At 55.6% G+C, this 22,157-nt stretch carries 16 protein-coding genes; 13 read left to right on the plus strand and 3 right to left on the minus strand.

The window, feature by feature from the left end; translation table 11 throughout:
* Positions 1–41: 41 nt before the first annotated feature.
* Entirely contained in the window at positions 42–1,145 is a 1,104-nt protein-coding gene (locus OUO13_RS09380) for an MBL fold metallo-hydrolase (RefSeq protein ID WP_283173616.1), read from the plus strand.
* A gap of 237 nt (positions 1,146–1,382) precedes the next feature.
* Entirely contained in the window at positions 1,383–1,832 is a 450-nt protein-coding gene (locus OUO13_RS09385; protein WP_283173617.1) for a hypothetical protein, read from the plus strand.
* A 483-nt stretch (positions 1,833–2,315) separates the two neighbouring features.
* Here the strand turns inward: OUO13_RS09385 and OUO13_RS09390 are convergent, their stop codons facing one another.
* Positions 2,316–2,831, minus strand: coding sequence for a hypothetical protein (locus OUO13_RS09390; protein ID WP_283173618.1), 516 nt, complete (start codon positions 2,829–2,831; stop codon positions 2,316–2,318).
* Between the two features lie 498 nt (positions 2,832–3,329).
* Between OUO13_RS09390 and OUO13_RS09395 the strand changes: the two genes are divergently transcribed.
* The 3 genes from OUO13_RS09395 to OUO13_RS09405 all read left to right on the plus strand — a co-directional run bounded on the left by OUO13_RS09395 (position 3,330) and on the right by OUO13_RS09405 (position 8,687).
* Entirely contained in the window at positions 3,330–5,234 is a 1,905-nt protein-coding gene (locus tag OUO13_RS09395; RefSeq protein WP_283173619.1) for a carboxypeptidase regulatory-like domain-containing protein, read from the plus strand.
* 478 nt (positions 5,235–5,712) lie between these two features.
* Positions 5,713–7,302 carry a DUF2868 domain-containing protein gene (locus OUO13_RS09400; RefSeq protein WP_283173620.1) on the plus strand — a complete coding sequence of 530 codons (1,590 nt, stop codon included), beginning with the start codon at positions 5,713–5,715 and terminating at the stop codon, positions 7,300–7,302.
* Complete coding sequence (locus tag OUO13_RS09405) at positions 7,299–8,687, plus strand: GTPase/DUF3482 domain-containing protein (RefSeq protein ID WP_283173621.1); 1,389 nt, start codon at positions 7,299–7,301, stop codon at positions 8,685–8,687. Before OUO13_RS09400 ends, OUO13_RS09405 begins: the two co-directional genes overlap by 4 nt.
* A 67-nt stretch (positions 8,688–8,754) precedes the next feature.
* On the opposite strand, the gene OUO13_RS09410 is transcribed toward OUO13_RS09405, so the two are convergent.
* Positions 8,755–9,705: an AEC family transporter gene (locus OUO13_RS09410; protein ID WP_283173622.1), complete on the minus strand. Its 951-nt coding sequence runs from the start codon at positions 9,703–9,705 to the stop codon at positions 8,755–8,757.
* Positions 9,706–11,023: 1,318 nt separating this feature from the next.
* Here OUO13_RS09410 and OUO13_RS09415 point away from each other — a divergent pair.
* The 5 genes from OUO13_RS09415 (at position 11,024) to OUO13_RS09435 (ending at position 18,507) form a co-directional block, all read left to right on the plus strand.
* The gene (locus OUO13_RS09415; protein WP_283173623.1) at positions 11,024–12,589 is read left to right on the plus strand and encodes a Re/Si-specific NAD(P)(+) transhydrogenase subunit alpha; all 1,566 of its coding nucleotides are present in this window, start codon (positions 11,024–11,026) and stop codon (positions 12,587–12,589) included.
* 10 nt (positions 12,590–12,599) lie between these two features.
* A complete protein-coding gene (locus OUO13_RS09420; RefSeq protein ID WP_283173624.1) occupies positions 12,600–13,991 on the plus strand; it encodes an NAD(P)(+) transhydrogenase (Re/Si-specific) subunit beta in 1,392 nt (463 codons plus the stop codon).
* Positions 13,992–14,763: 772 nt separating this feature from the next.
* Positions 14,764–15,600, plus strand: a complete 837-nt coding sequence (locus OUO13_RS09425; RefSeq protein WP_283173625.1) for an amidohydrolase family protein — start codon at positions 14,764–14,766, stop codon at positions 15,598–15,600.
* A 251-nt stretch (positions 15,601–15,851) separates the two neighbouring features.
* Positions 15,852–17,678 carry a sensor domain-containing diguanylate cyclase gene (locus tag OUO13_RS09430; protein ID WP_283173626.1) on the plus strand — a complete coding sequence of 609 codons (1,827 nt, stop codon included), beginning with the start codon at positions 15,852–15,854 and terminating at the stop codon, positions 17,676–17,678.
* A 199-nt stretch (positions 17,679–17,877) separates the two neighbouring features.
* Positions 17,878–18,507: a LysE family transporter gene (locus OUO13_RS09435; RefSeq protein ID WP_283173627.1), complete on the plus strand. Its 630-nt coding sequence runs from the start codon at positions 17,878–17,880 to the stop codon at positions 18,505–18,507.
* A 99-nt stretch (positions 18,508–18,606) separates the two neighbouring features.
* Here the strand turns inward: OUO13_RS09435 and OUO13_RS09440 are convergent, their stop codons facing one another.
* Entirely contained in the window at positions 18,607–19,518 is a 912-nt protein-coding gene (locus tag OUO13_RS09440) for a LysR family transcriptional regulator (RefSeq protein ID WP_283173628.1), read from the minus strand.
* 157 nt (positions 19,519–19,675) lie between these two features.
* Here OUO13_RS09440 and OUO13_RS09445 point away from each other — a divergent pair, with 157 nt between their 5' ends.
* From OUO13_RS09445 to OUO13_RS09455, 3 genes are all read left to right on the plus strand, one after another.
* A complete protein-coding gene (locus OUO13_RS09445; protein ID WP_283173629.1) occupies positions 19,676–20,122 on the plus strand; it encodes a DoxX family protein in 447 nt (148 codons plus the stop codon).
* Between the two features lie 89 nt (positions 20,123–20,211).
* Positions 20,212–21,159: a glutathione S-transferase family protein gene (locus OUO13_RS09450; RefSeq protein ID WP_283173630.1), complete on the plus strand. Its 948-nt coding sequence runs from the start codon at positions 20,212–20,214 to the stop codon at positions 21,157–21,159.
* 72 nt (positions 21,160–21,231) lie between these two features.
* The gene (locus tag OUO13_RS09455; protein ID WP_283173631.1) at positions 21,232–22,035 is read left to right on the plus strand and encodes a DODA-type extradiol aromatic ring-opening family dioxygenase; all 804 of its coding nucleotides are present in this window, start codon (positions 21,232–21,234) and stop codon (positions 22,033–22,035) included.
* Positions 22,036–22,157: the final 122 nt, after the last annotated feature.

Genomic DNA, 22,157 nt, shown 5'->3' on the forward strand with positions numbered 1-22,157 from the left:
GGCTTATAGTGGATGCTCTGATTTTTCCGAGGAATGCGGATTTGAAATATTGGTTGCTGTTGTTGGTGCTGGTGGTAGTCGCGGGGCTGGCGGTGTTCTGGTACTTGCAACAACCGCGTTTTGGCCAGTTGCCTGAAAACCCTGACTGGGCATCGTCGCCGAATTACCGGGATGGCGAGTTTCAGAATCTGGAGCCAACGCCCATGTTAACCACCGATACCAGTCGTTTGGGTCTGATGTGGGACAACCTCACCAATCCGGGGGTTAACACCGCGCCAGCGGCACCGCTGCCGGTGGTAAAAACCGATCTGTTTGCCTTGCCTGCGGATCAGAACGTACTGGTGTGGCTGGGGCACTCATCGTTTTATCTGCAGCTGAACGGCAAACGTTTGCTGGTGGACCCGATTCTGAGCGGTTACGCCGCGCCCATCAGCCTGGCGATTCCGGCCTTTGCAGGCACCACGGTGTGGACGGCGGATGATTTTCCGGAGCTGGATTACCTGCTGATTACCCACGATCACTGGGATCATCTCGATTACGACGCGGTGATGGCATTAAAACCGAAAGTGAAGCAGGTGGTTGCACCGCTGGGTGTGGGCAGTTATTTCCGTCAGTGGGGTTTTGATGCCGCCCATGTTAACGAGCTGGACTGGTTCGACACGCTGAACCTCGAAGGTGTGGATGGGCTGGATATCACCCTGATTCCCGGTCGTCACTTTTCCGGGCGCCTGTTAACCCCGAACAAGACCCTGTGGGGTGGTTATGTGCTGGAAGTGGGCGGTAAACGTTACCTGATTGGTGGCGACAGTGGTCCTGGTATTCATTACCAGCGTATCGCTGAGCATTTCCCGGATGGTTTTGATCTGGTGATGCTCGACAGCGGCCAGTACGACCCACGCTGGGCCAATGTGCATATGACCCCTGAGCAAAGCACAGCGGCGGCTGATCTGTTAAAAACCCGCACCTTTATGCCGGTGCATATCGGTCGGTTCCAGCTGGCAAAACACCCATGGAACGAGCCTTTCGAGCGGGCGCTTAACGCGGCCTCCCAATACTCCTACCGCATCATTACCCCGCGTATTGGCGCAACGGTATGGCTCGATGACAACCAGCAGGCCTTTGATGCCTGGTGGCGTGGGCAATAACCATCGATAGCCTCTGAATTATCCCAGCCTCCAGTATCCATGCGGGTTCTGGAGCTGCGGATACCACAATAGACGATTCTCGCCATTGGTGTGAAAGCTGCAAGAACTGTCTTTTCGTTATCATAAAAACCTTATATTTTGTGAGTCTAAGTTTATGCGATTCGCCTGAGCATCCAGCTTTAGCGGTGACATAACAGGCTTCAGGATCGGGATAACAAAATGGCAGGGAGGAAAAGGATGTCGAAGGTTAACTGGAATAGCGGTTTCTGGCTGGGTTGTGTGTTGTGGCTGGCGGGTAGTCAGAATCTCTGGGCGGTGCAGCCAATTGCGCAGCCTGAGCGGCTGCAAAGTGCGGATGCTGCCGTTGTGGCGGCGGCCGTGACGGAAGTGCTGACCGCGTGGGCGGGCTCAGACGCTACCAATGAAATCGAAATTGGTGAGCAGCTGCTGATGGCCTGGAGTACGTCAACAGGCACTGTCGCCCACTGGTTTGATCAACAGCCAGTGGCACTGGAACATTGGTTGGCGGTGCAGGATTACCTCTTTCTGTCGATGATGGCCTTGAACGGCGAAGATGCTGTGAAGCAGCAGCGGGATGCATTGGTTTTGTTGCTGCAAAAAGCGGGATCGTCACCGGCTGCGGCCGTTTACAGCCAACGGTTGCAGGCGCTGGAACTGACGTTCTGAGGTTTCACGAGTGGCATCCTGGCCAACAGTGATCGTGCAGATGGTCAGGGTTTCTCCCATGACAATTCCCGAAAATACTCCGTCATAAATTCCACACAGGCGCGTAAAGGCCCTGACCCTGCCAGTCGAATGGGATGCGCCGCCCAGACGTTGGCGCTCTGGTTTATCGGGATGGTGATGAATCTCGAAGCCGGTTTGATGGCCCTCTTCTAAATACTGGGGCTACGTCAAAATCTGCAACACAAAGTCATCACCATCCCGAAAGCCCCGAAGGGTGCGGGCTGCAGCGTGTTTGAATAGTGTTGACTAACCTGCGCGGCCGACTTGAAAAGGCCCCGGCCAGGTTGGTTCGTTATTTTGCTGCGTTTGTCGCCTTGCTCACGCGCACTGCAGTGCACGACTGCATGGAGGCAGGGCGAAGCCGGAGCCGAGAGCTGTGCAGAGTTATTAAGAGTGTCCCCAGGGAAATTCGGCTATCGATGCTCAGGCAATTGTGCGGGAGCCGTTGTCCACCTCGTTGTCTTCGACCGGCAGGCGTGCCAGCCGTGACGGCAACGGTAGAAACGCTTGTGGGAACAACTCAGGAGCGCGCCAGGCGGTGACCAGAATGGTGCTGAACAGTCCGAACAGAAATACCTTGTTGATCATCCAGTTGGTTTGCCAGATGGTCCATTCCGGCGCGGCAAAAAACATTGCCAGTTTGGTTGCGATAATCGCCAGTTCCAGAACGGCCACCAGCAGGGCAACTGCCAGAACGTTCGGTCGGCGGGTTAACAACGACCAGCCCAGCCAGGCGTGAATCAGCGGCCAGGCATCCCATTGCACGTATTCGTACCAGTGCAGCTGGTAGTTCAGCGCATAGGCAATCGGGAACAGGTATTTGATCAGTACACTCCAGACCGCGACCAGAATCAGCGCGTGGCCCAGGAAGTCGTACCAGTGACTGGTTTTACCCTCTGGAGCGGCCGCAGGGGCTTGCCAGGTGTGGGAAGTTGCCATAAACAATGCCTCCTTTTAGGTCGGCCAGACCGGCAGGCCGGCAGACCGATTGTATTGAATGACCATTGCAGAGTATGACTGTTGTCTTGTTTTCTCTATCCCTTCGGTAGCGCATTCGCTTGCCAAAACCTCCAAAGATGAATGGTACGGCCGATTCGGAATAAGCTGCTACCCACGGGTTTCTTATGGAATGGCAGGGCTTCGCCTGGTGATATTGATCTCAATTTCTGCCTGTCCTGTTTATGACCTGCAAATTTGTGACTCGCTCAACAGGTTGCTGAAACAATCATTTCCATCTCCTTCCTGCAATGACGCTCAGGTGTGCCGAATGACCGCTTGTCTCCGGTAAAATTCAGGTTTCATGCGGGTTTGCGCCTGTTTTCTGAAAGGGTGAAGCAGGTCCGTGATTGCCCTTTGACCAGCTCCCGTCGCCTGCCTGTAAAGTGCGCGTTTTGTCAGCAATTGTAACAAAGCGCAATTTATACAATGGAGGTCTCTATGGAACGGTCAGCATTTGCAACCGGACGGGTTCTGTTATCGGTGATGGTCGCCAGCGCCAGTCTGGTGGCTTGTGGCGGCGGTGGTGGTGGCAGCAAAAGCAGCAGCGAAACGCCCGCGCCGGTAATGGTGACGGCACAGGGTTCAGTAAGTGGTCTCGACGGTTCTCTGGTGTTGTCCTCCGGTCAGGGCAGTATGACACTGACGGCTGACGGTGCGTTTACTCTGGCGACCGGTGTGGAATCTGGCAGCACCCTGACCTTGTCGTTGAGCTCTGCACCGGAAGATCAATCCTGTGAAATTACGGCGGGTGCGGAAACCGCTAATGCGCCAGCGGTTGTTTCTGGTGTCGCGATTGAATGTGTGGACCTGATGTCGGTATCGACCACCGTTCAGAACTATTTCACCGGTGAGGCGATTGCTGGCGCGCTGGTGAAAGTCTCGACTCGTCTGGCGACCGGGGTTGGAGAAACGGTTTCGGCAACCGCCGATGCCAACGGCACGGTGACCCTGAAGGTGCCATCGGCGGCGGTACAGGCACTGGTTGTATCGGCGGACGCTAGCGGTTTTGGTGAGCACTCTGCGACGGTAGCGGTTAACGGTGCGGATCCTGTCAGTACAACCTTGTCGTTGCAGCCTGCCAACGTTGAAACCACCTTTGATGCCGCTCAGCAAGCCAGCCTGACACTGGATTCTGGCGCTGAAATTGTCAGCCTGCCGGCTGCTTCGCTGGTGGATGCCAGTGGTAATGCGGCTAGTGGCACGGTTACCTCGGAAGTCACTCTGATCGATCCAAGCCGGGACCCGGAACTGATGCCGGGCGGATTTGTGACCACGACCGATGCCAACTCCGGCCTGCTGGAGAGTTATGGCGCCATGAACGTTACGTTTCGCGATTCTGAAGGGGAATTGCTGAATCTGGGCACTGGTCAGACGGCTACTGTGCGTATTCCAGTTGCTGAAGGCTCGTCCTCGCTGCCAGCAACCATGCCGCTGTATTACTTCAATACCGAGAGTGGTTTGTGGGTAGAAGAGGGTACGGCGACATTGGTGACGGTGGGTGGTGAGTCCTATTACGAAGGCCAGGTGGCTCACTTCTCGACCTGGAACGCCGACCAGGTATACAACAGCATCCAGATCAGTGGTTGTGTGACCGATGAAGACGGCAATCCGGTGAGTTCAGCGCGTGTGTATTCACAAGGTCGTGATTATGTCGGTTCTTCCAGCACTACCAGTGATGCCGATGGTAACTTTGTGCTGTCGGTGCGTCGTGATTCGGACGTGCTGCTGCAGGCGGCTGCCAATGGTCTTTACGACGCAGCGTCGGTGAATACCGGCTCCAGCAATATCACTCTGGATGAGTGTATGGTGCTCGACCGCTCCGGTGTCTCCATTACCCTGACCTGGGGCCAGAACCCTTACGACCTCGACAGTCACCTCGGCGCACGTAGCACTGATGGTTCTGAATACTTCCACATCTACTACGGTAATCGCAGTGAGTCGGTTGTTAACGAACTGATCGAGCTGGATGTCGACGACACCGACAGCTTCGGTCCAGAGGTGATTACCCTGTCCGACTTCCCGTTCCCGGGTGAATACGAATACGCCGTGAAGCGTTATTCCGGCAGCGGTGATATTGCCAGTTCGCCAGCACGTGTGAGTGTGCGTGTGGGTGAATCTACCCAGGTGTTCTCGCCACCAGCGGGTGAGCCAGACGATTGCTGGGCGGTGTTCAAGATCAATGTGGATGAAAACCTCAACCCGACGTTGGTGCCAGTGCAGGCGTGGGAAGATCGCAGTTACTGCTCTTATTTGTCCAACCATGGCAGCAATTCCATGTCGGTTGATTCGGGGCGTCAGCATCCGCTGACCGAAGCCATCGAGAACAAGTATTACGCCAAGTAAGTGGTTTCCTGACGGATGCTGATCGGTTAAGCACCAAACGCCAGCCTTATGCTTCGGTGCAGCACTTGATAGCAATACGACTTGCGAGGCTTGTTAATTGGCTGAACCGTATGCCCTTATGGGGGATCTTGTCCCCCGGCCGGGCGGGCCTCCCCTGCTTTTGCCCGGCTGGGCTCGTTGCAGCCAGCTGCGCTGGGGACATTCGGCTATTGATGAATAAGCTATGGCTAAGGAGAGGTGACTGGCACCGAGTCTGGTTTCCTGACCGTAATCGTCTGTTGTTGTACAGGCCCGAGCCGGATTTCCGGCTCGGGCTTTTTTATGGTTGCGGGAGGGGTGCTGCCGGGCTGTGTTGTAACCGCGATTTTCCGGCAGTGCCTTGTTTTGCCTGCATTTCCTGACATCTGCGGGGTTTGCGTCGTGGGTCTTGCGCCGTTAACCTAGTTGGCTATTGAGTGATAACCACCAGCAGGTATTCGTGAACTCTATCAAGGCAGATAACAGCGGGTCAGGCCCGATAACATGGTCGATTGCAGAGCTGTTGCAGTTCGAGCAATTCCGCGAGCAGGATCGGCAACAGGATGAGGCTGTGTTGGCGGAGCGTGATCGCCGCATCTGGCGTGAATATCAGGCAACGGGCGGTGAGCCGCAGCGTCGTCGGGTTTATCGCTTCTGGTTGTGGCAACGTCAGCAAGCGTCGGACTTGCCCTCTGTTGATGCAGGGCAGTTGTTTGGTCAGACGCTGGCCAGTGTGTCCGTGGTGTTGATGCTGCTGGGGTTTTTAAGCGGAATCTGTCTGGCGGGTAGTGCCCTTTATTACGATGGCTCGGTGCCGGTCAACGTGGCGCTCTTTCTGGGGCTGATTATCGCGCCGCAGTTGTTGTTATTGCTGGGGCTGGTGGTCAGTGTGCTGCTGTCGGCGTGGGTGCCGGGGTGGTTTGTCAGCTGGTATCAACCTCCATTGTTGCTGCTGCGCTGGTTGCATGAACGCATCTGGAAACGGGCGTTGCGCTATGCCAACCGTTCTGGTTTAGCGGATCGTGGTGCGGTTAATAACACCGGTGGTGAACAGCAGGATTCTCGTAAAATCCGCCAGCTGCTGCTGGAGCAGGTGTTTGACCTGTATCAGCCGTTGCTGGCAACCCGTGCCCTGCGTCTGATGCAGCTGATGGGTATCGCTTTTAACCTGGGCGTATTGGGTACATTGCTGGTGCTGCTGGCCTTTACCGATCGTGCCTTCGGTTGGCAAAGCTCGCTGACTTCATCACCGGACACCGTGATGTCCATCCTGGAGGTGCTGGCATGGCCATGGACCTTGTTGGCCGGTGCTGGCGCTGCCTTGCCAAGCGCTGAACAGATTGCCGCGACGCATATTCAGCTGGGTGGTGTCGCTGGCAGTTTTCAGGGAGCTGAATTCCGCGCCTGGTGGCCGTTTCTGCTTTGTTCTGTGCTGGTGTATGGCCTGCTGCCACGTGTGTTGGTGTGGGCTTGGTCGCTGCTGCGCGAATCGCAGTTGCTGGCCGCCATCGATTTTGAGGGGTATCACTATCAGGGGTTGTGGCGGCGCATGCAGTCGATTGATCTGCATAGTCAAAGCCACGATCAGACCGCCAGTGTCGAAGCCTCGCAGGTGTTGTCGCCGGTTGAGCCGGTGCGTTCCGTCAGTCAGCAGGTCTATGTGCTGGTGGATACCTTGCAGCGTTATTCCCGCCAGTATCTGCAAAGCTGGTTGCCGCCGGTGAATGGTGGTGAACATGACTTGCTGGAAGTGAAAGGCCTGGCGGAGCTGCAGGCGGGTGGTAATCAGCCCGTGTGGCTGGTGGTTGAAGGCTGGCAGCCTCCGATTGAAGAGTCGCTGGCAGAGCTTGCAGCAGCAGCGCGCCGTTTGCAGGTGAGTGGTGTTGATTTGCATCTGTTGCTGCTGGGCAAACCGTCGCCGGATGGCAGCAAGCTGGTTACGCCTCGTCTGGCGGAGGTCTGGCGCAAGAAGCTTGATCTGTTGCAGTGTCCGAACCTGATGGTGCATGCCGATACCGGTGCGGCCGGTTCTGAAGGAGATACGTTATGAATGGCCGTGCCCATCCGCTGATTGCGGTGATTGGACACCCGAATGAAGGCAAGTCGTCAGTCTTGTCGACCCTGACCGAAGATGACTCGGTGGTGGTGAACGACTATCCGGGCGAGACCACCCGGTGCCATTATTTCCCGGTCGAGATAAACGGCACAGTGGTGCTGGAGCTGGTGGACACCCCTGGGTTCCAGAACCCTCAGCGTATTCTGGAATGGATGCGTGCCTGCGGTAAAACCGACGATGCACTGCTGCAGGATTTTCTGGCGACCTTTGCTGATCAGGAAAGCTTTCACCACGATTGTGAACTCATGAAGCCGCTGGTTCAGGGCGCGGCGCTGATTTATGTGGTGGACTGCTCACGGCCGCTGTTGCCAGTGGATGAAGCAGAAATGGAAATCCTGCGGCTGGTGAACAAGCCGCGGATGGCGGTGATCAATTTCAAGGATGACGATCGGGATTATCTGCCAGCCTGGACCAATGCCTTTCGCCGCCACTTTAACGTGATCCGCGAATTCAACGCCCACCATGCCCGTTTTGAAGAGCGTATTGCCCTGCTGGAAACCCTCAAGGCAATTCAGCAGGACTGGGAGCCGCAGATCAATCGCGCTATTGATGCGTTTCGCCAGAACTGGGATTACCGTCGCCAGCAGGCGGTGGATGCTGTGTGTGATTACCTCACTACAGCGTTGCAGCTGGTGATTGAACAACCGCTGGCCAAGGGCGCTGACCCGGAGCCGGTGAAAGGGCAGGTGCTGGAACGATATCGTTCCACGTTGGTGATTCGCGAACGCCAGTTGTTTGATGCCCTGCGTGGCCTTTATCACCATCACAGTTTCAACTTTGAATTGCCGGCACAGTCGGTGTTGCAGGAGGATCTGTTTTCCGAAGTGACCTGGGATGTCCTGGGTTTGACTCGCAAACAGCTGCTGATGGCGGCGGCCGGTATGGGAGCTGGGATTGGTGTGGCCCTTGATGCTGCCAGTCTTGGTTTGTCCACCGGTTTGTTTGCGGCAGCGGGCGCGCTGGTCGGTGGCACCGGTGCCTGGTTTATGGGGCAGGAATTGGCCAAGGTGCGTGTACACCGTCTGCCACTCGGTGGTTCGCGATTGGTGGTCGGGCCGAGTCGTAATCCGCAATTGCCACTGGTGTTGCTGGATCGTGCGGTGCTGTTTTATCGCGAGGTTATGAATCATGCGCATGGTAATCGCAGTGGTGCCTTGCCAGATCTGGCCAGTCAGAGTGTGGTGCGTCAGACCGATGCCGATCATCAGAAGCAGTTGCTGAAACAGGCGCGCTTGTTGGCAGAAGGCAGCTCAATGGAACGTGATAACGCCCGTGAGCAGCTGGCGTTATTGATTGCTGACCTGCTGGTGATGGATTAACGGGCGTTTGGAGTGCAGGTGCTGGCCGGATGGTCAGCACCTGCGAGTGTCAGTTGTCAGCAGATGCTCAGACCACCAGGGTCAGCACCAGGCTTAATACCAGCGCCAGTGAGAAAAACGATGCCAGCGTTGTTAGTGCCAGCGAGCTGGCGCAAAAATCACGCTGACCATACTGGCCGCCAATGATCGGGAAAATGGCCGCCGATGGCAGAGCGGCATACACAATCAGCAACGCCATAATCATTGGATCAACCGCTGGCCACACCAGCAACACCAGTACAATCATCAGTGGATGCACCAGCAGCTTGATGGCGCTGACAGTGCCCAGCTCGCGCAGATTGCCACGCATTTCCGTCCCCACCAGTGATCCACCAATCACCAGCAATGCCAGCGCTGGTGCGGCGCTGCCCAATACCGACAGCGGTTTGGAGATGGCTTCCGGCAAGCTCAGGCCAGAGGCCGATACCATCAGGCCAAGCGTCATGGAAATAATGATCGGATTGCGGAACAGTCGCTGCAGAATGCCTGTTAACACCAGTCCGAGGTTGGCGCCCTTGCCATGCTGGCTGTTGCCCAACTCCGCCATGATCAGCACCGATGGCAGAGTCACGATGTTTTCGATAATTACCGCAAACATAAAGGTGTGGCCCCATTCCGGCCCGAAAGCCTGAGTAACGACCGGAAAGCCCACAAAAATACTGTTGGGCATCGACACGCCCAGAGCCTTGATCGCCGCTTCCGTCGTGCTGTTTCCAAACCAGCCCTTGAATACCAGTACCGCCACCAGCTGAGCCAGCAGCGCGCCAATGGCGTATACCCCCAGAAAATCCCACACCAGCACGTCTTCCAGTTTCATACGAGCGATGGTGCCGAAGTTCAGCGCCGGAATCAGGCAGAACAACACCAGCTTTGACAGCATCGGCAGGCTGTCCTTGGGCAGAAAATCGCGTTTCGCCAGGAAATAACCGGTCCCGATAATGGCAAAGACCGGCACGATGATGGAAAGAATATTGGGCATGAGAATCCTTGTTGCCTGTCCTGTAGTGCCTGAGTGCTCGTAAGGCGCAGGTGAGTTCTGCGAAGCGAGTGGCGAGAAAAGACGATTTTTATGGTTGTGGTGTAAGTCGCTAGGCTGATTGTGCCGTTGCAGGTGGGCTTGGCAAATAAAAAGCATCATCAGACGTATGCCGTGTGGTGATGCATGAACCAGCAGAGCTGCAGCCAATCAGCGCGAAGCCAGTCGCCATGCGGTTTTGTGGAGAAATTCCGGCTATGGGGTGATACCGATCGAACGGAGTTGTTTGCGCCGCTGGTTAATCCTTGGCTGTCTGTGCAGGGCAGAAAATGGTGAAAGCGAATCAGATTGGCCAGAGGAGTGGATCGGCTTGTCTGGCGACAGGTGGTGACGGAAGAAACTCCGAGTCTCGAATGTTGGCGGCGGAATTGTTCCAAACTTGCCAGAGTTTGGTTTTGTTGGCTCTGTCCGAGAGCTTTGAGGGTGGGGTGTTGCAGTTCGTTGGCAACTCGGTATCGGTTCCAGCAATGCGTTGTAACTGTCTGATTAATTTGAAATTGATACCAAAAATGGAATCATTGATCCGGTTTTGCCTGCCAAAAATGATATCCAAAGCACACTACTGGTCTTTTTTTGAACAGTTGTTGAGAGTGTCGAAAAGTAAGCAGTTTTTGGCGTTTATTCGGGGACTTGCCCGTATTTACAACAGGAATGGCTTCTTGTGACTATCAGGGGGTCATGGCGCTGGCGATGTTTCGAACGGCGTTCGTGAACAAGTGCAGAAGACGCTGGTAATCATAATTGGCCATTCGTGCGGCAAAACATCCTGACCGTCAGGTGTGTTGGTGCTGAATGGTTGGCTTTTGCGTGGGGAGCGCAAATAGCGGTACGGGACCCAGGTGATCTGGGGCGTTGGTATTGAAGCAAGGGCTGAAGGCTGCAAAACACTATCGTCCAATCGTCAGTAGGATTTTTACTACTTATGGATACCTGTGAGCACCCCTATTTTAGTCGTAGAAACCAATACCAACACTGGTCGAATGTTCAGTGATTCACTTTATCTGAACAATGGCGCCAATTTCGACCGCGAGGGAGCTTTGAAAGTTCCCGTAAACGGCCGTTAACCAGTAGCTCCATCTGCTAACAGCGCTTCATCCTGTTAACACAGGCTGTTGCGTACATTCAGGATCTGGTCTTCCGTTCCGTCTTTCCCGCTTTCTCCGGGGTGACACGCTCATCGTCACCCCGGAGAGGGTGGGATCCGGCTGGATGGTCTTTGACCGTTTCTGTGTCCATAAAATTTACCCGTGGAAAAATCAGAATGCTTATTGGTGTTCCAAGAGAAATAGAAGAAGGGGAAAAACGCGTCGCCCTTACGCCCGAGGTGGCCACGCATCTGCAATCGCTTGGCTTTCGCCTGGCCATCGAACACAACGCTGGTGCTGCGGCCAGCTATGACGATGACCAGTACCGTGCCGTTGGGGTTGAGGTGTTTGAAGACCCTCGTGACCTGTGGCGTCAGTCCGACATCATCCTGAAAGTTCGTCCGCCACGTGAACACCCTGAGCTGGGTTTCTATGGCGTTGAGCTGCTGCATCCTGGTCAGACCCTGATCAGTTTTATGTATCCAGCGATGAACCAGGAACTGCTGGCGGATCTGTCTGCTCGTGGTGTTACTGCGCTGGCGATGGACAGTGTTCCGCGTATTTCCCGCGCCCAGAAGATGGATGCGCTGAGCTCCATGGCCAACATCGCCGGTTACCGTGCGGTAGTGGAAGCCGCTCAGCACTTCGGTCGCTTCTTCACCGGTCAGATCACGGCTGCCGGTCGTATTCCTCCAGCCAAGGTACTGGTTATTGGTGCCGGTGTGGCTGGTCTGGCTGCCATTGGTGCGGCCAAGAGCATGGGCGCGATTGTACGCGCGTTCGATACCCGTCCTGAAGTAAAAGAACAGGTCGAGAGTATGGACGCCGAGTTCCTGATGCTCGATTTCGAAGGCGAAGACGGTAACGGCACCGGCGGTTACGCCAAGGTGATGAGCGCCGAGTTTATCGCTGCCGAAATGGCTCTGTTCCGCGAACAGGCCAAAGAAGTCGACATTATCATCACCACCGCGCTTATTCCGGGCAAACAGGCGCCGGAACTGATCACCGAAGATATGGTGGCCAGCATGAAGCCGGGCAGTGTGATTGTTGACCTCGCGGCCGAGACTGGCGGTAACTGCCGTCTGACCCGCGCCAACGAAGTGGTAACTGCACACGGCGTGACCCTGATCGGTTACACCAACCTGCCAAGCCGTCTGGCGGCTCAGGCAAGTCAGCTGTATGCCACCAACCTGCGTCACCTGCTGACCGACCTGTGCCCTGAAAAGAACGGCAAGCTCAACGTCAACATGGACGACGAAGTGATTCGTGGTGCCACTGTGGTGAAAGAAGGCAACATCACCTGGCCACCACCGGCTCCACGTATCTCCGTGGCTCCAAAAGAAGATATGGGTGAAAAGGCACGTGCTGCTCTGGAAACCCCTGCTGAAGAGAAGAAACCAAGCGCGTTTGCTTCCCTTATCCCTATGCTGCTGGCAGCGGCTGCCCTGTTTGGTCTGGGCGCTGTAGCACCGGCAGCATTTATGGGCCACCTGACAGTATTCGTGCTGTCCTGCTTTATCGGTTACATGGTGATCTGGGGTGTTTCTCACTCCCTGCACACTCCGTTGATGAGTGTTACCAACGCGATCAGTTCGATCATCGTGATTGGTGCCCTGATCCAGATATCCAGTGACAGTCCGTTGGTGACTGGTCTGGCAACGCTGGCGGTGTTTATCACCAGCATCAATATTGTCGGCGGTTTTGCGGTAACAGCCCGCATGCTGCGTATGTTCCGTAAGTGAGGATGGGATAATGAACTCAGGTATTCTTACTGTTTCCTACCTCATTGCCAGCGCCCTGTTCATCATGGCTCTGGCGGGGCTGAGCCATCAGGAAAGCGCTCGTCGCGGTAACCTGTACGGCATGATTGGTATGGGTCTGGCTCTGGTGGTTACCGTGTTTGGCGTAGTAACGGCCAACCATGGTCTGCTGCTGGTGGGTCTGGCGGCTGGTGGCGTGATTGGCTGGGTGCTGGCCAAGCGCGTTGAAATGACCCAGATGCCAGAACTGGTTGCGATCCTGCACTCTCTGGTAGGTCTGGCGGCGGTGCTGGTGGGTTGGGCCAACGCCCTGAAACACCCGACTGACATGTCTGATATTGAACTGAAGATCCATGCCGGTGAAACCGCTATTGGTATTCTGATTGGCGCCATGACCGTTTCCGGTTCTGTGTGTGCTTATCTGAAGCTGAGCGGCAAGGTTGGTGGTCGTGCCCTGATGTTGCCAGGTCGTCACCTGTTTAACCTGGGTCTGCTGTTGGGCGCAATCTTCTTCACGATTGATTACATCAACACTGACAGCGTGATGGCGCTGGTGGTTGTGACCGTTCTGGCACTGATTTTCGGCATCCACATGGTTCTGGCCATTGGTGGTGCTGACATGCCGGTGGTGGTGTCCATGCTGAACAGTTACTCCGGTTGGGCCGCTGCTGCCATGGGCTTTATGCTCGGCAACGACCTGCTGATCGTGATCGGTGCCCTGGTGGGTGCGTCTGGTGCGATTCTGAGTCACATCATGTGTAAAGCCATGAACCGCAAGTTCCTGAGTGTGATCTTTGGTGGTTTCGGTACTACCTCTACGGGTGGTGGCGATTCCGGCCCAGCGGGCAGCGCTGATGACATCAAGCCAATTGATGCCCAGGAAACTGCCGACATGCTGCTGCACGCCAAGGAAGTGATGATTCTGCCAGGTTACGGCATGGCCGTTGCCCAGGCTCAGCACACCGTTTATGAAATTACCCGTCGCCTGCGCGAGAAGGGAGTCAACGTGCGTTTTGGTATCCATCCGGTTGCTGGTCGTATGCCTGGTCATATGAACGTGCTGCTGGCGGAAGCCAAGGTTCCGTACGACATCGTGTATGAAATGGATGAAATCAACGCCGACTTCCCGAAAGTGGATGTATCGGTGGTGATTGGCGCGAACGACATCGTGAACCCGGCTGCCCAGGAAGTTCCTGACAGCCCGATCGCTGGTATGCCAGTGCTGGAGCCATGGAAGGGTAAAACCACCATCGTGCTCAAGCGTGGTATGAGCAGCGGTTACGCCGGTGTTGATAACCCGCTGTTCTACAAGGACAACACCCGTATGTTGTTCGGTGATGCCAAGGCATCTGTGGAAGCGGTTCTGCGTTGTCTCGGCGACTGATCCAGTTCCTGTCTTGCTGACCGCCTGCTCCGGTGGTTAGCGCCGGCGGCGACCAATATCGCAGGTTGTCGCCGGTCTTTTTCAGGACGTGCATTATTAAAAAACCAGCCCTTGGGCTGGTTTTTTGTTTTTGTGGTGGTGATTTGGCTCGGCTAAAGTCTGGCGTCTGGCGTCTGGCGTCTGGCGTCTGGCGTCTGGCGTCTGGCGGCTACTCGGCTTGTTAATTGGCTTTGCTGTTTGCCCTCTTGGGGGACCTTGTCCCCCGGCCGGGCGGGCCTCCCCCTGCTTTTGCCCGACTGGGCTCGTTTTCCCGGTATTCACCGACAACGGCGTTTCGACCCCGACCCGATGGCACGTCCTTGTGCCAACGGGTCTGGCGGGGCATCCATGCCCCGGCCGGGTCGGCCGTTGCGGTGAATCCCGGCTCGCCCAGATGGGCAATTAACGGTGGCCAGCTGCGCTGGGTAAATTCGGGATTGGGTATTGTGCGAGCGAAGTTCATCTCGTTCCAACGCTCCTGCGTTGGAATGCAACGGTGTCTGCTGGTGCATGTCGGATGTTGTTCGCCTGACGCCTGACGCCTGACGCCTGACGCCTGACGCCTGACGCCTGACGCCTGACGCCTGACACCCGACGCCCGTTCACATGCAATTTCGTTTGGTTGTCTGATCTGAAACGGAATGCCTCGTCGGTGGCGGTCTGCCGTTATGGTGGTTCTGAGTTTTCGTCTGGGCCTGTTTCGGCCTTTGGGTTTTTGTTCAGGAGCCTGGTTATGTCCCTGTTTGCTGCGCGCAAGATCGACTGTCACAACCATATTTTTGATCCGCAACGTTTCCCGTATCAGCCCGACACGCCGTATCGCCCACTGGACTGCGAAAGCTCGCCTGCCAATCTGTTTCATCAGGTGCTGGATATTCACGGGGTTAGCCATGCCTTGCTGGTGGGGCCGAACTCAGGTTATGGCGAGAACGATAATCGTGCGTTGCTGGATGCCATTGCCGGTTCCAATGGGCGGTTTCGGGGAATGGCGGTGGTCAGTCAGGATGTTTCTGTCGAGACGTTGGCGGCGCTGAAAGCTCAGGGTGTGGTGGGGGTTACGTTCAACGTTGCTTATTACGGTCTGGAGCATTTTGCGGCCAGTGATGCCTTGCTTGGCAAACTGGCGGATCTGGAAATGCTGGCACAGGTGCAGACCCAGGATGATCAGATGCTGGGGTTGGCGCCGATGTTAAAGCGCCACCCTGTGCGGGTGGTGGTGGATCACTGCGGGCGTCCAAATCTCGGGGACGGTGTTGATGGTAAGGGTTTTCAGGCGGTGCTGGATCTGGCGGAAAACGGCCGTACATGGATCAAGGTGTCTGGATTTGCCAAATTTTCGCGGCAGTCGGCGCCATGGCTGGATGTTGATCCCTACGTGGCAGCGATTTGTGAGGCATATGGTGCTGAGCGCTGTTTGTGGGGATCTGACTGGCCGTTTCTGAAAGCGCTGGAACGTATGGATTACGGCGTGATGGTGCAATTGGTGAAACGCCACTTCCCGGATGCTGAGGAGCGTGAGGCCTATTTGTGGAGAAACGCCGCCAGTTTGTTCGGGTTTGATGAGATGTGACGGATGACTGATCAGTAATGTCGAGCCAGATTGCATGTTTTCTTGCCCGACAAGCTTGAAAACTGTCGACTTTATGCTTCCGGTCAAATTGTAGGGCATTCCTTTCGGTCGATTGCGCAACAATTACCATGATAGAGTTCCGTCCTGCCTTGAAACAGGTGGTGTTTTTCGGAAACCGTTGTCATGGATGTTGCCTTGAGTCGTCATTTTCTGGAGTGCTGGCCTGCCAGTGGCATTGCCGGTGGTTCCCTGTGAATCGCCCGTGGTTGCTGTTGTTGCTGCTGCTTTGGCAATGTATCGGAATTTCCCTTGCGCAGGGGTTGCCCGAGTACGATGTGTCGGATCAGAAACTGGATTTGCATTCAATGCAGCTGCGGGCGTTGTCCGATACCAGTGGCCAGTTCGATATTCGTCAGCCGGGTGCCGTGCAGCGCTTTGAGTCGGAATCCCGATTAGTTGATTCCGCGTTTGTACTGCCCGGATACACGGCCGTGCACTGGTTTGAAATCCGCCTGCGTAACAATGGCAGTGTGCCAGTGCGGCGTTTTGTGGTCATTGACGAGGTTGATGCCGAGCGTCTGGATCTCTACGAACGCGATGGTAATGACTGGTTACAGCAAACCTCCGGGCTCGTGGTGCCCATCAGTGAGCGACCCACCCATAGCCTGAATCCTGCATTTCTGGTGGATTTGCAGCCTGCCGAAAGCAAGGCTGTCTATCTGCGTATGGAAACGCCTTTCCGCCTGATGAACTTCACCATCAGAGTGCAAGCGTCGGAAGTGTTTCTGAATGGCCTGGTTGAGAAGTCGTGGCTGTTTTTCTTCTTCTTTGGCGCGGCCCTGATTATCAGCCTCTACAATTTCTTCCTCTATGCGGCCCTGCGGGATCGCATCTATCTCTATTACGTGCTGTTTGGTGTTTTTTTCCTGCTGTCGGTGGTGGCCTACGGCGGGTATCACTTGCTGATTCGTGACAGTCTGAAGCTGCATTACCTGATGCAGGTGCCGATTCACTTCAGTACGGTTTTTCTGGTTTTGTTTATGCGCCGCTTGCTGGAGTTGCCGCGGCATTTGCCAAAACTGGATCGGCTGGCGCAGGCGATTGCCGGTTTGATGGCAGCGCTGGGTGTGGCCGTGGCGATTGATGTCAGCAATCTGTATTACTCGTTGATATTGGGTATGCCAGTGGCGCTCACCCTGTTGGGGATTGCTTTGTACGCCTGGCGCGCAGCCTTGCCGATGGCGGGCAGTTTTGCTGTCGGTCAGATGTTTTTACTGGGGGGGATGACGGCTCTGGTGGGGGTGAATGTCGGGCTGCTGCCTTATAACCTGTTCACCAGTTTTTCCTACATCATCGGTGCGTTGCTGGAGATGTTATGCCTGGCGCTGATTTTGGCGCATCGGGTTCGCAGTCTGGAGTTACAACAGAAGGAGTCTCGGGCGTTGCTGCTGAAACAGCAAAGCGACAAGGCTGCTGAGTTGAGCCAGCTGATTGCTGAACGTACTCATGAGCTGCAGCTGGCTAACGCTGAACTCGAAAAGCTGTCGTACCTTGATAGCCTCACCGGGGTAAATAATCGTCGCTTTTTTGATCAAAAACTGACGGAGCGCTGGCATCCACAGTATTTGGGTATGCCGCTGGCTCTGATCATGTGTGATCTGGATTATTTCAAACACTACAACGATACCTATGGTCATCAGGCCGGTGATGACTGTATCCGGCTGGTTTCCAATGTGTTGCGTTCTGAGCTGCGTAAGGCTGGAGATGTCTGCTCGCGGTATGGCGGCGAAGAATTTGCGCTGATTTTGCCCAATACCACCGAAGCCGGAGGCATTGCACTGGCGGAGCGTCTGCGTCAGCAGGTACTCGATCTGGCGATTCCTCATATTGGTACGTTAGGGCGTGTATCGGTGAGTTTTGGTGTCGCCAGCTGTGTGGTTGGTGATGGCACCGAATCGGCTGAACTGGTTGCTCGAGCCGACCGTGCGCTGTATCAGAGCAAGTCGCAGGGGCGAAATCGCGTCTGTGGTTCTGCTCTGGATGCCGATGATGACTGCCGTGTTGCCGAGTATGGCTGAATTGCTCCGCTGATTGGTTGATCCTTCCTTACCATTATGTTCCATGATCACCTCTGGTGGACGTGTTGTTTTTGTCTGACAATACCTGATTGATTGTCCATTTTGCTTATGGCCTCTGTTGCGTTTTGCTGGCTGCAGCTCGACGGATGATGACAAGTGGACGGGTGTTGTTTGCCAGCGAGGCTGGCTTGAGGTGTTTATGTCGCTGGATATGTGGCTTGCCTGGCTGGCAGCCTGCTGGTTAATCAGTCTGACTCCGGGTGCGGGTGCCATTGCGTCCATGTCGAGTGGTCTGAAACATGGTTTCTGGCCCGGTTACTGGAACGTGGTTGGTCTGCAGCTGGCGCTTTTGTTGCAAATTCTGGTGGTGGCGTTGGGTGTGGGGGCGGTGCTGGTGGCATCTGAAACGGCATTCAGTCTGATCAAGTGGGCGGGTGTGTTGTACCTGCTATATCTGGCCTGGAAACAGTGGCAAGCGGTACCGTCCGATTTGCAGCCAGCCGCTGCTGATGCGGCGCCGGTCAGTATTGCCCGTTTGATCGGCAATGGCTTTGTGGTGAACAGCAGTAACCCCAAGGCGATTGTGTTTATGCTGGCGATTCTGCCGCAGTTTCTGGATCCCACTCAGCCGCTGGTTCCTCAGTACAGTCTGATGGCGTTCACCATGGTGGCAACGGACATGATTGTGATGGCGGGTTATACCGGTCTGGCCGCGCGAGTACTCAAGTATCTGCGTACTCCACGTCAGCAGCGTTATCTGAATCGCAGTTTTGCCGCCATGTTTGCCGGTATGGCATCCATGCTGTCGCTGGTGAATCGCACGCATTGATTCGTTGGTGATTCGCCTGTTGTCGGGGTGGTGGTCAGAATCATCTGCCGCCAGCCCGTCTTTCTTGGTCAGTCTTTCTCAGCCTGTCGTTCTTGATTGTCAAAATCGGTCCCACCAGGGGACGTCACCGTAATAACCATCCATAAAGTCGATAAAGGTTCGAACCTTGCTGGCCAGTAACTGCCGGTGTGCGTACACCGCATACAGGGCCATTGGTGTCGGTTCGTGCTCGGGCAGAATCATCTGCAGGCGGCCATCGGCCAGTGCCGGCCCTGCAATAAAGGTTGGCTGGATGGCAATGCCTGCGCCCTGGATGGCGGCTTCGGTCAAGACATCACCATTGTTGCTGATCATATCGCCAGCCTGACGGCCACCGCGGCTGCGGCCTTCCATCAGCGCCTCGTGGAGTGGCAGGTCGCTGTCATCCAGATAGCTGTAGCGTAGATAACGATGTTGTTGCAGGTCTTGCAGGCAGGCGGGTGTGCCGTGTTGTTGCAGGTACGACGGCGCGGCGCACATCACCAGCCGGATGGGTGCAATCTTGCGGGCAATCATGGATGAGTTTTTCAGATGGCCGATACGCAGTGCCACGTCAAAACCTTCCTCAACGATATCCACTTTGCGGTCGTTTAATTGCAGGTCGATGCTGATGCCGGGGTGCTGTTTCTGGAAATCACAGAGTAATGGTGCCAGGTGGCGGGTCGCGAATGACACCGGGGCGCTGATACGTAACAGGCCGCGGACACCATTCTGGCTGTCATCCAGCTGGGTTTCGAGATCATCCAGTTCATCCAGCAACTGGCCTGCACGCTGGTAATAACGACTGCCTGCTTCGGTCAGATGAACCTTGCGTGTTGTGCGGTTCAGCAAGCGCACGCCCAGTTGTTGTTCCAGCCAGGATACGTACTTGCTGACCAGCTGGGGTGACATATCGAGGCGTTCGGCGGCGCGGCTGAAGGTGTTTTCATCCACCACCGTGATAAACGCGCGCATGGCGCTGAGTCGGTCCATATCGGTTGTGCCCTGTGCTGTGGTTCTGTTTATTATCAATGCTGTGTTGATAATCATGCAATGGCGAGCGTCTTATTCTGTGTGGGGGTGGATAGTAATCTGTATTCATCGGCTCAGGGCACAACCTGATGCCCCAATAAACACAGAGGATACGATGATGAGCAACGCACTGATTAACAAACTGTTCAAAACTGACGCTGGTTTTGCCGCTCTGGCCCTGCGAGTACCGGTTGGTATCGTGCTGGCGGCCCACGGCTCCCAGAAGCTGTTTGGCTGGTTCGGTGGCTACGGCCTGGAAGGGACCGGTCAGTGGATGGCCAGTATTGGTCTGGAACCGGGTTACCTGATGGCGCTGCTGGCCGGTAGTGCCGAGTTCTTCGGTGGTCTGGCGCTGGTGCTGGGTTTGCTGACTCGTCCAGCCGCTCTGGTAACCGCATTTACCATGCTGATTGCGATCTTCAGTGCTCACATTGCCAATGGCCTGTTCCTGACCAATAACGGTTACGAATACGCACTGAGCCTGCTGGCGGTGACCGTTGCGCTGGCGATTCAGGGGGGTGGTGCGCTGTCGGTGGATTCTGCAGTCGCTCGCAAGCTGCAATAAACAGGATTGGCGGTACCCCGGTGGCTGTTGTGGGATTCAGCGGCCGGGGTTCCACTTCGGATTCATGACGGATTATCGGGAGTGCTGAAATGCTGGTAGATGGTGTGTGGCAAGAGAACTGGCAACCGGTTCAGAGCAAGGACGAAGATGGCCGATTTATTCGCCAGGTGTCGTCCTTTCGTAACTGGGTAACGGCCGATGGCAGTGCCGGGCCAACCGGTGTGGGTGGTTTTAAGGCCGAAGCGGGCCGTTATCACCTGTACGTGGCGTATATCTGCCCTTGGGCGTCTCGTACCTTGATGGCACGGGCACTGAAAGGTCTGGACGATATCATCAGTGTGTCGGTGGTGAATCCGCAGTTGACCGAGCAGGGCTGGGCCTTTGGTGGCTTTGAGGGCTCGGATGATGACACGCTGAATGGCGCCCGTTACCTGCATGAGCTGTATACCCGTGCGGATGCACACTTCACCGGTCGGGCTACGGTTCCGGTGTTGTGGGACAAACAGACCGGCACCATCGTGAATAACGAATCCGCCGACATCGTGCGTATGTTTAATACGGCGTTTGCAGGGCTGGTTGATCAGGGCCCTGATTTGTATCCAGCGGCCATGGCTGAAGCAATTGATGCATTGAACGATCGGATTTATCCGGGGCTGAACAACGGTGTTTACCAGGCCGGTTTTGCTTCAACCCAGGAAGCCTACAACGAGGCGTATGAGCGCGTGTTTGCCACTCTGGATGAACTGGAGGCGCGGTTGGCCGATGGGCGTCAATGGTTGTTTGGTGATGGTCTGACCGAGACGGATCTGCGTCTGTTTGTGACGCTGGTGCGGTTTGATGCTGCTTATCACGGACTCTTCAAATGTAACCGTAATCAGTTGAAAGACATGAAGAATCTGCATGCCTATATGCATCGTTTACTGGCCGTTCCGGGTATTGCCAAAACCGTGCGGCTGGATCACATCAAGGCCGGTTATTACTCGATCAAGGCGTTGAATCCGAACGGCATAGTACCACGCGGTCCGTTTGAGATCTGACGTTATAAAATAGTTCTATCGTGTTGAATTTTATGGTGTATGTCTTTTTTGAAAAGGCAGAAGGAGGCTCAGATGGCCAAGAATACTGACGTTCTGTTTGTGTCCCATGGTGGTGGTCCGATGCCGCTGCTGGGTGATCCGGGGCACCGCGAAATGGTGACTCGCCTGAAAGAAATTACCGGCCAGTTGCGCAAGCCAGACGCCATTCTGGTGATCAGTGCGCACTGGGAGGAATCGGTGGCCACCGTGACTACTGGAGCCAATCCGGACCTGATTTATGACTACTACGGTTTTCCGCCGGAGTCTTACCACATCAAATACCCAAGTGGCGGTCAGCCACAGCTGGCCAACCAGGTGGTTGAGGCATTGAAGTCTGCTGGAGTGCCGGTGCGGGCCGATGATCGTCGTGGCTTTGACCACGGTGTGTTTGTGCCGCTGAAGATCATGTTCCCGGAAGCCAATATTCCGGTGGTGCAGTTGTCGCTGGTGCATTCGCTGGACCCGGCAGTACACGTGGCGATTGGCAAGGCGCTGCAGAATCTGGACTTCGATAACCTGCTGGTGCTGGGGTCAGGTTTCTCGTTCCACAATATGCGGGCGTTTTTTGCGCCGAATACGCCGGAGCTTCAGGATCGCAATCTGCAGTTTGAGCGCTGGTTGCTGGAAACCTGTGCCAGTCCGAACCTGACTGAAGCCCAGCGTGAAGAGCGTTTTGTGCACTGGGCCGAAGCCCCGTACGCACGTTTCTGTCACCCGCGTGAAGAACATCTGCTGCCATTGCATGTGTGTTATGGCCTGGCAGGCAAGCCAGTGGATGCGCACTGGTCGGCGGTGGTGTTGAACAAGGCTTCGGGTATGTTTCTCTGGCGTGTCTGATGCGTTGATTTGACCGATCCCGCCATTACTGTGCTGGTCGGGAAACACTGTACTGTATCTGTTCACCGCCACGGGCTGACTTACAATGGTCGGCCCGGTGGTCGGTACGGCGCTGACCCCGC

Origin of the sequence: Parathalassolituus penaei, assembly GCF_026626885.1 — a bacterium.
GTDB lineage: Bacteria > Pseudomonadota > Gammaproteobacteria > Pseudomonadales > Oceanobacteraceae > Oceanobacter > Oceanobacter penaei.

Bases quoted from the DNA above. Each gene is read 5' to 3' on its own strand.
- OUO13_RS09385 (WP_283173617.1), top strand. From the start codon at position 1,383: ATGTCGAAGGTTAACTGGAATAGCGGTTTCTGGCTGGGTTGTGTGTTG.
- OUO13_RS09390 (WP_283173618.1), bottom strand. From the start codon at position 2,831: ATGGCAACTTCCCACACCTGGCAAGCCCCTGCGGCCGCTCCAGAGGGT.
- OUO13_RS09395 (WP_283173619.1), top strand. From the start codon at position 3,330: ATGGAACGGTCAGCATTTGCAACCGGACGGGTTCTGTTATCGGTGATG.
- OUO13_RS09405 (WP_283173621.1), top strand. From the start codon at position 7,299: ATGAATGGCCGTGCCCATCCGCTGATTGCGGTGATTGGACACCCGAAT.
- OUO13_RS09410 (WP_283173622.1), bottom strand. From the start codon at position 9,705: ATGCCCAATATTCTTTCCATCATCGTGCCGGTCTTTGCCATTATCGGG.
- OUO13_RS09415 (WP_283173623.1), top strand. From the start codon at position 11,024: ATGCTTATTGGTGTTCCAAGAGAAATAGAAGAAGGGGAAAAACGCGTC.
- OUO13_RS09420 (WP_283173624.1), top strand. From the start codon at position 12,600: ATGAACTCAGGTATTCTTACTGTTTCCTACCTCATTGCCAGCGCCCTG.
- OUO13_RS09425 (WP_283173625.1), top strand. From the start codon at position 14,764: ATGTCCCTGTTTGCTGCGCGCAAGATCGACTGTCACAACCATATTTTT.
- OUO13_RS09435 (WP_283173627.1), top strand. From the start codon at position 17,878: ATGTCGCTGGATATGTGGCTTGCCTGGCTGGCAGCCTGCTGGTTAATC.
- OUO13_RS09440 (WP_283173628.1), bottom strand. From the start codon at position 19,518: ATGGACCGACTCAGCGCCATGCGCGCGTTTATCACGGTGGTGGATGAA.
- OUO13_RS09445 (WP_283173629.1), top strand. From the start codon at position 19,676: ATGAGCAACGCACTGATTAACAAACTGTTCAAAACTGACGCTGGTTTT.
- OUO13_RS09450 (WP_283173630.1), top strand. From the start codon at position 20,212: ATGCTGGTAGATGGTGTGTGGCAAGAGAACTGGCAACCGGTTCAGAGC.
- OUO13_RS09455 (WP_283173631.1), top strand. From the start codon at position 21,232: ATGGCCAAGAATACTGACGTTCTGTTTGTGTCCCATGGTGGTGGTCCG.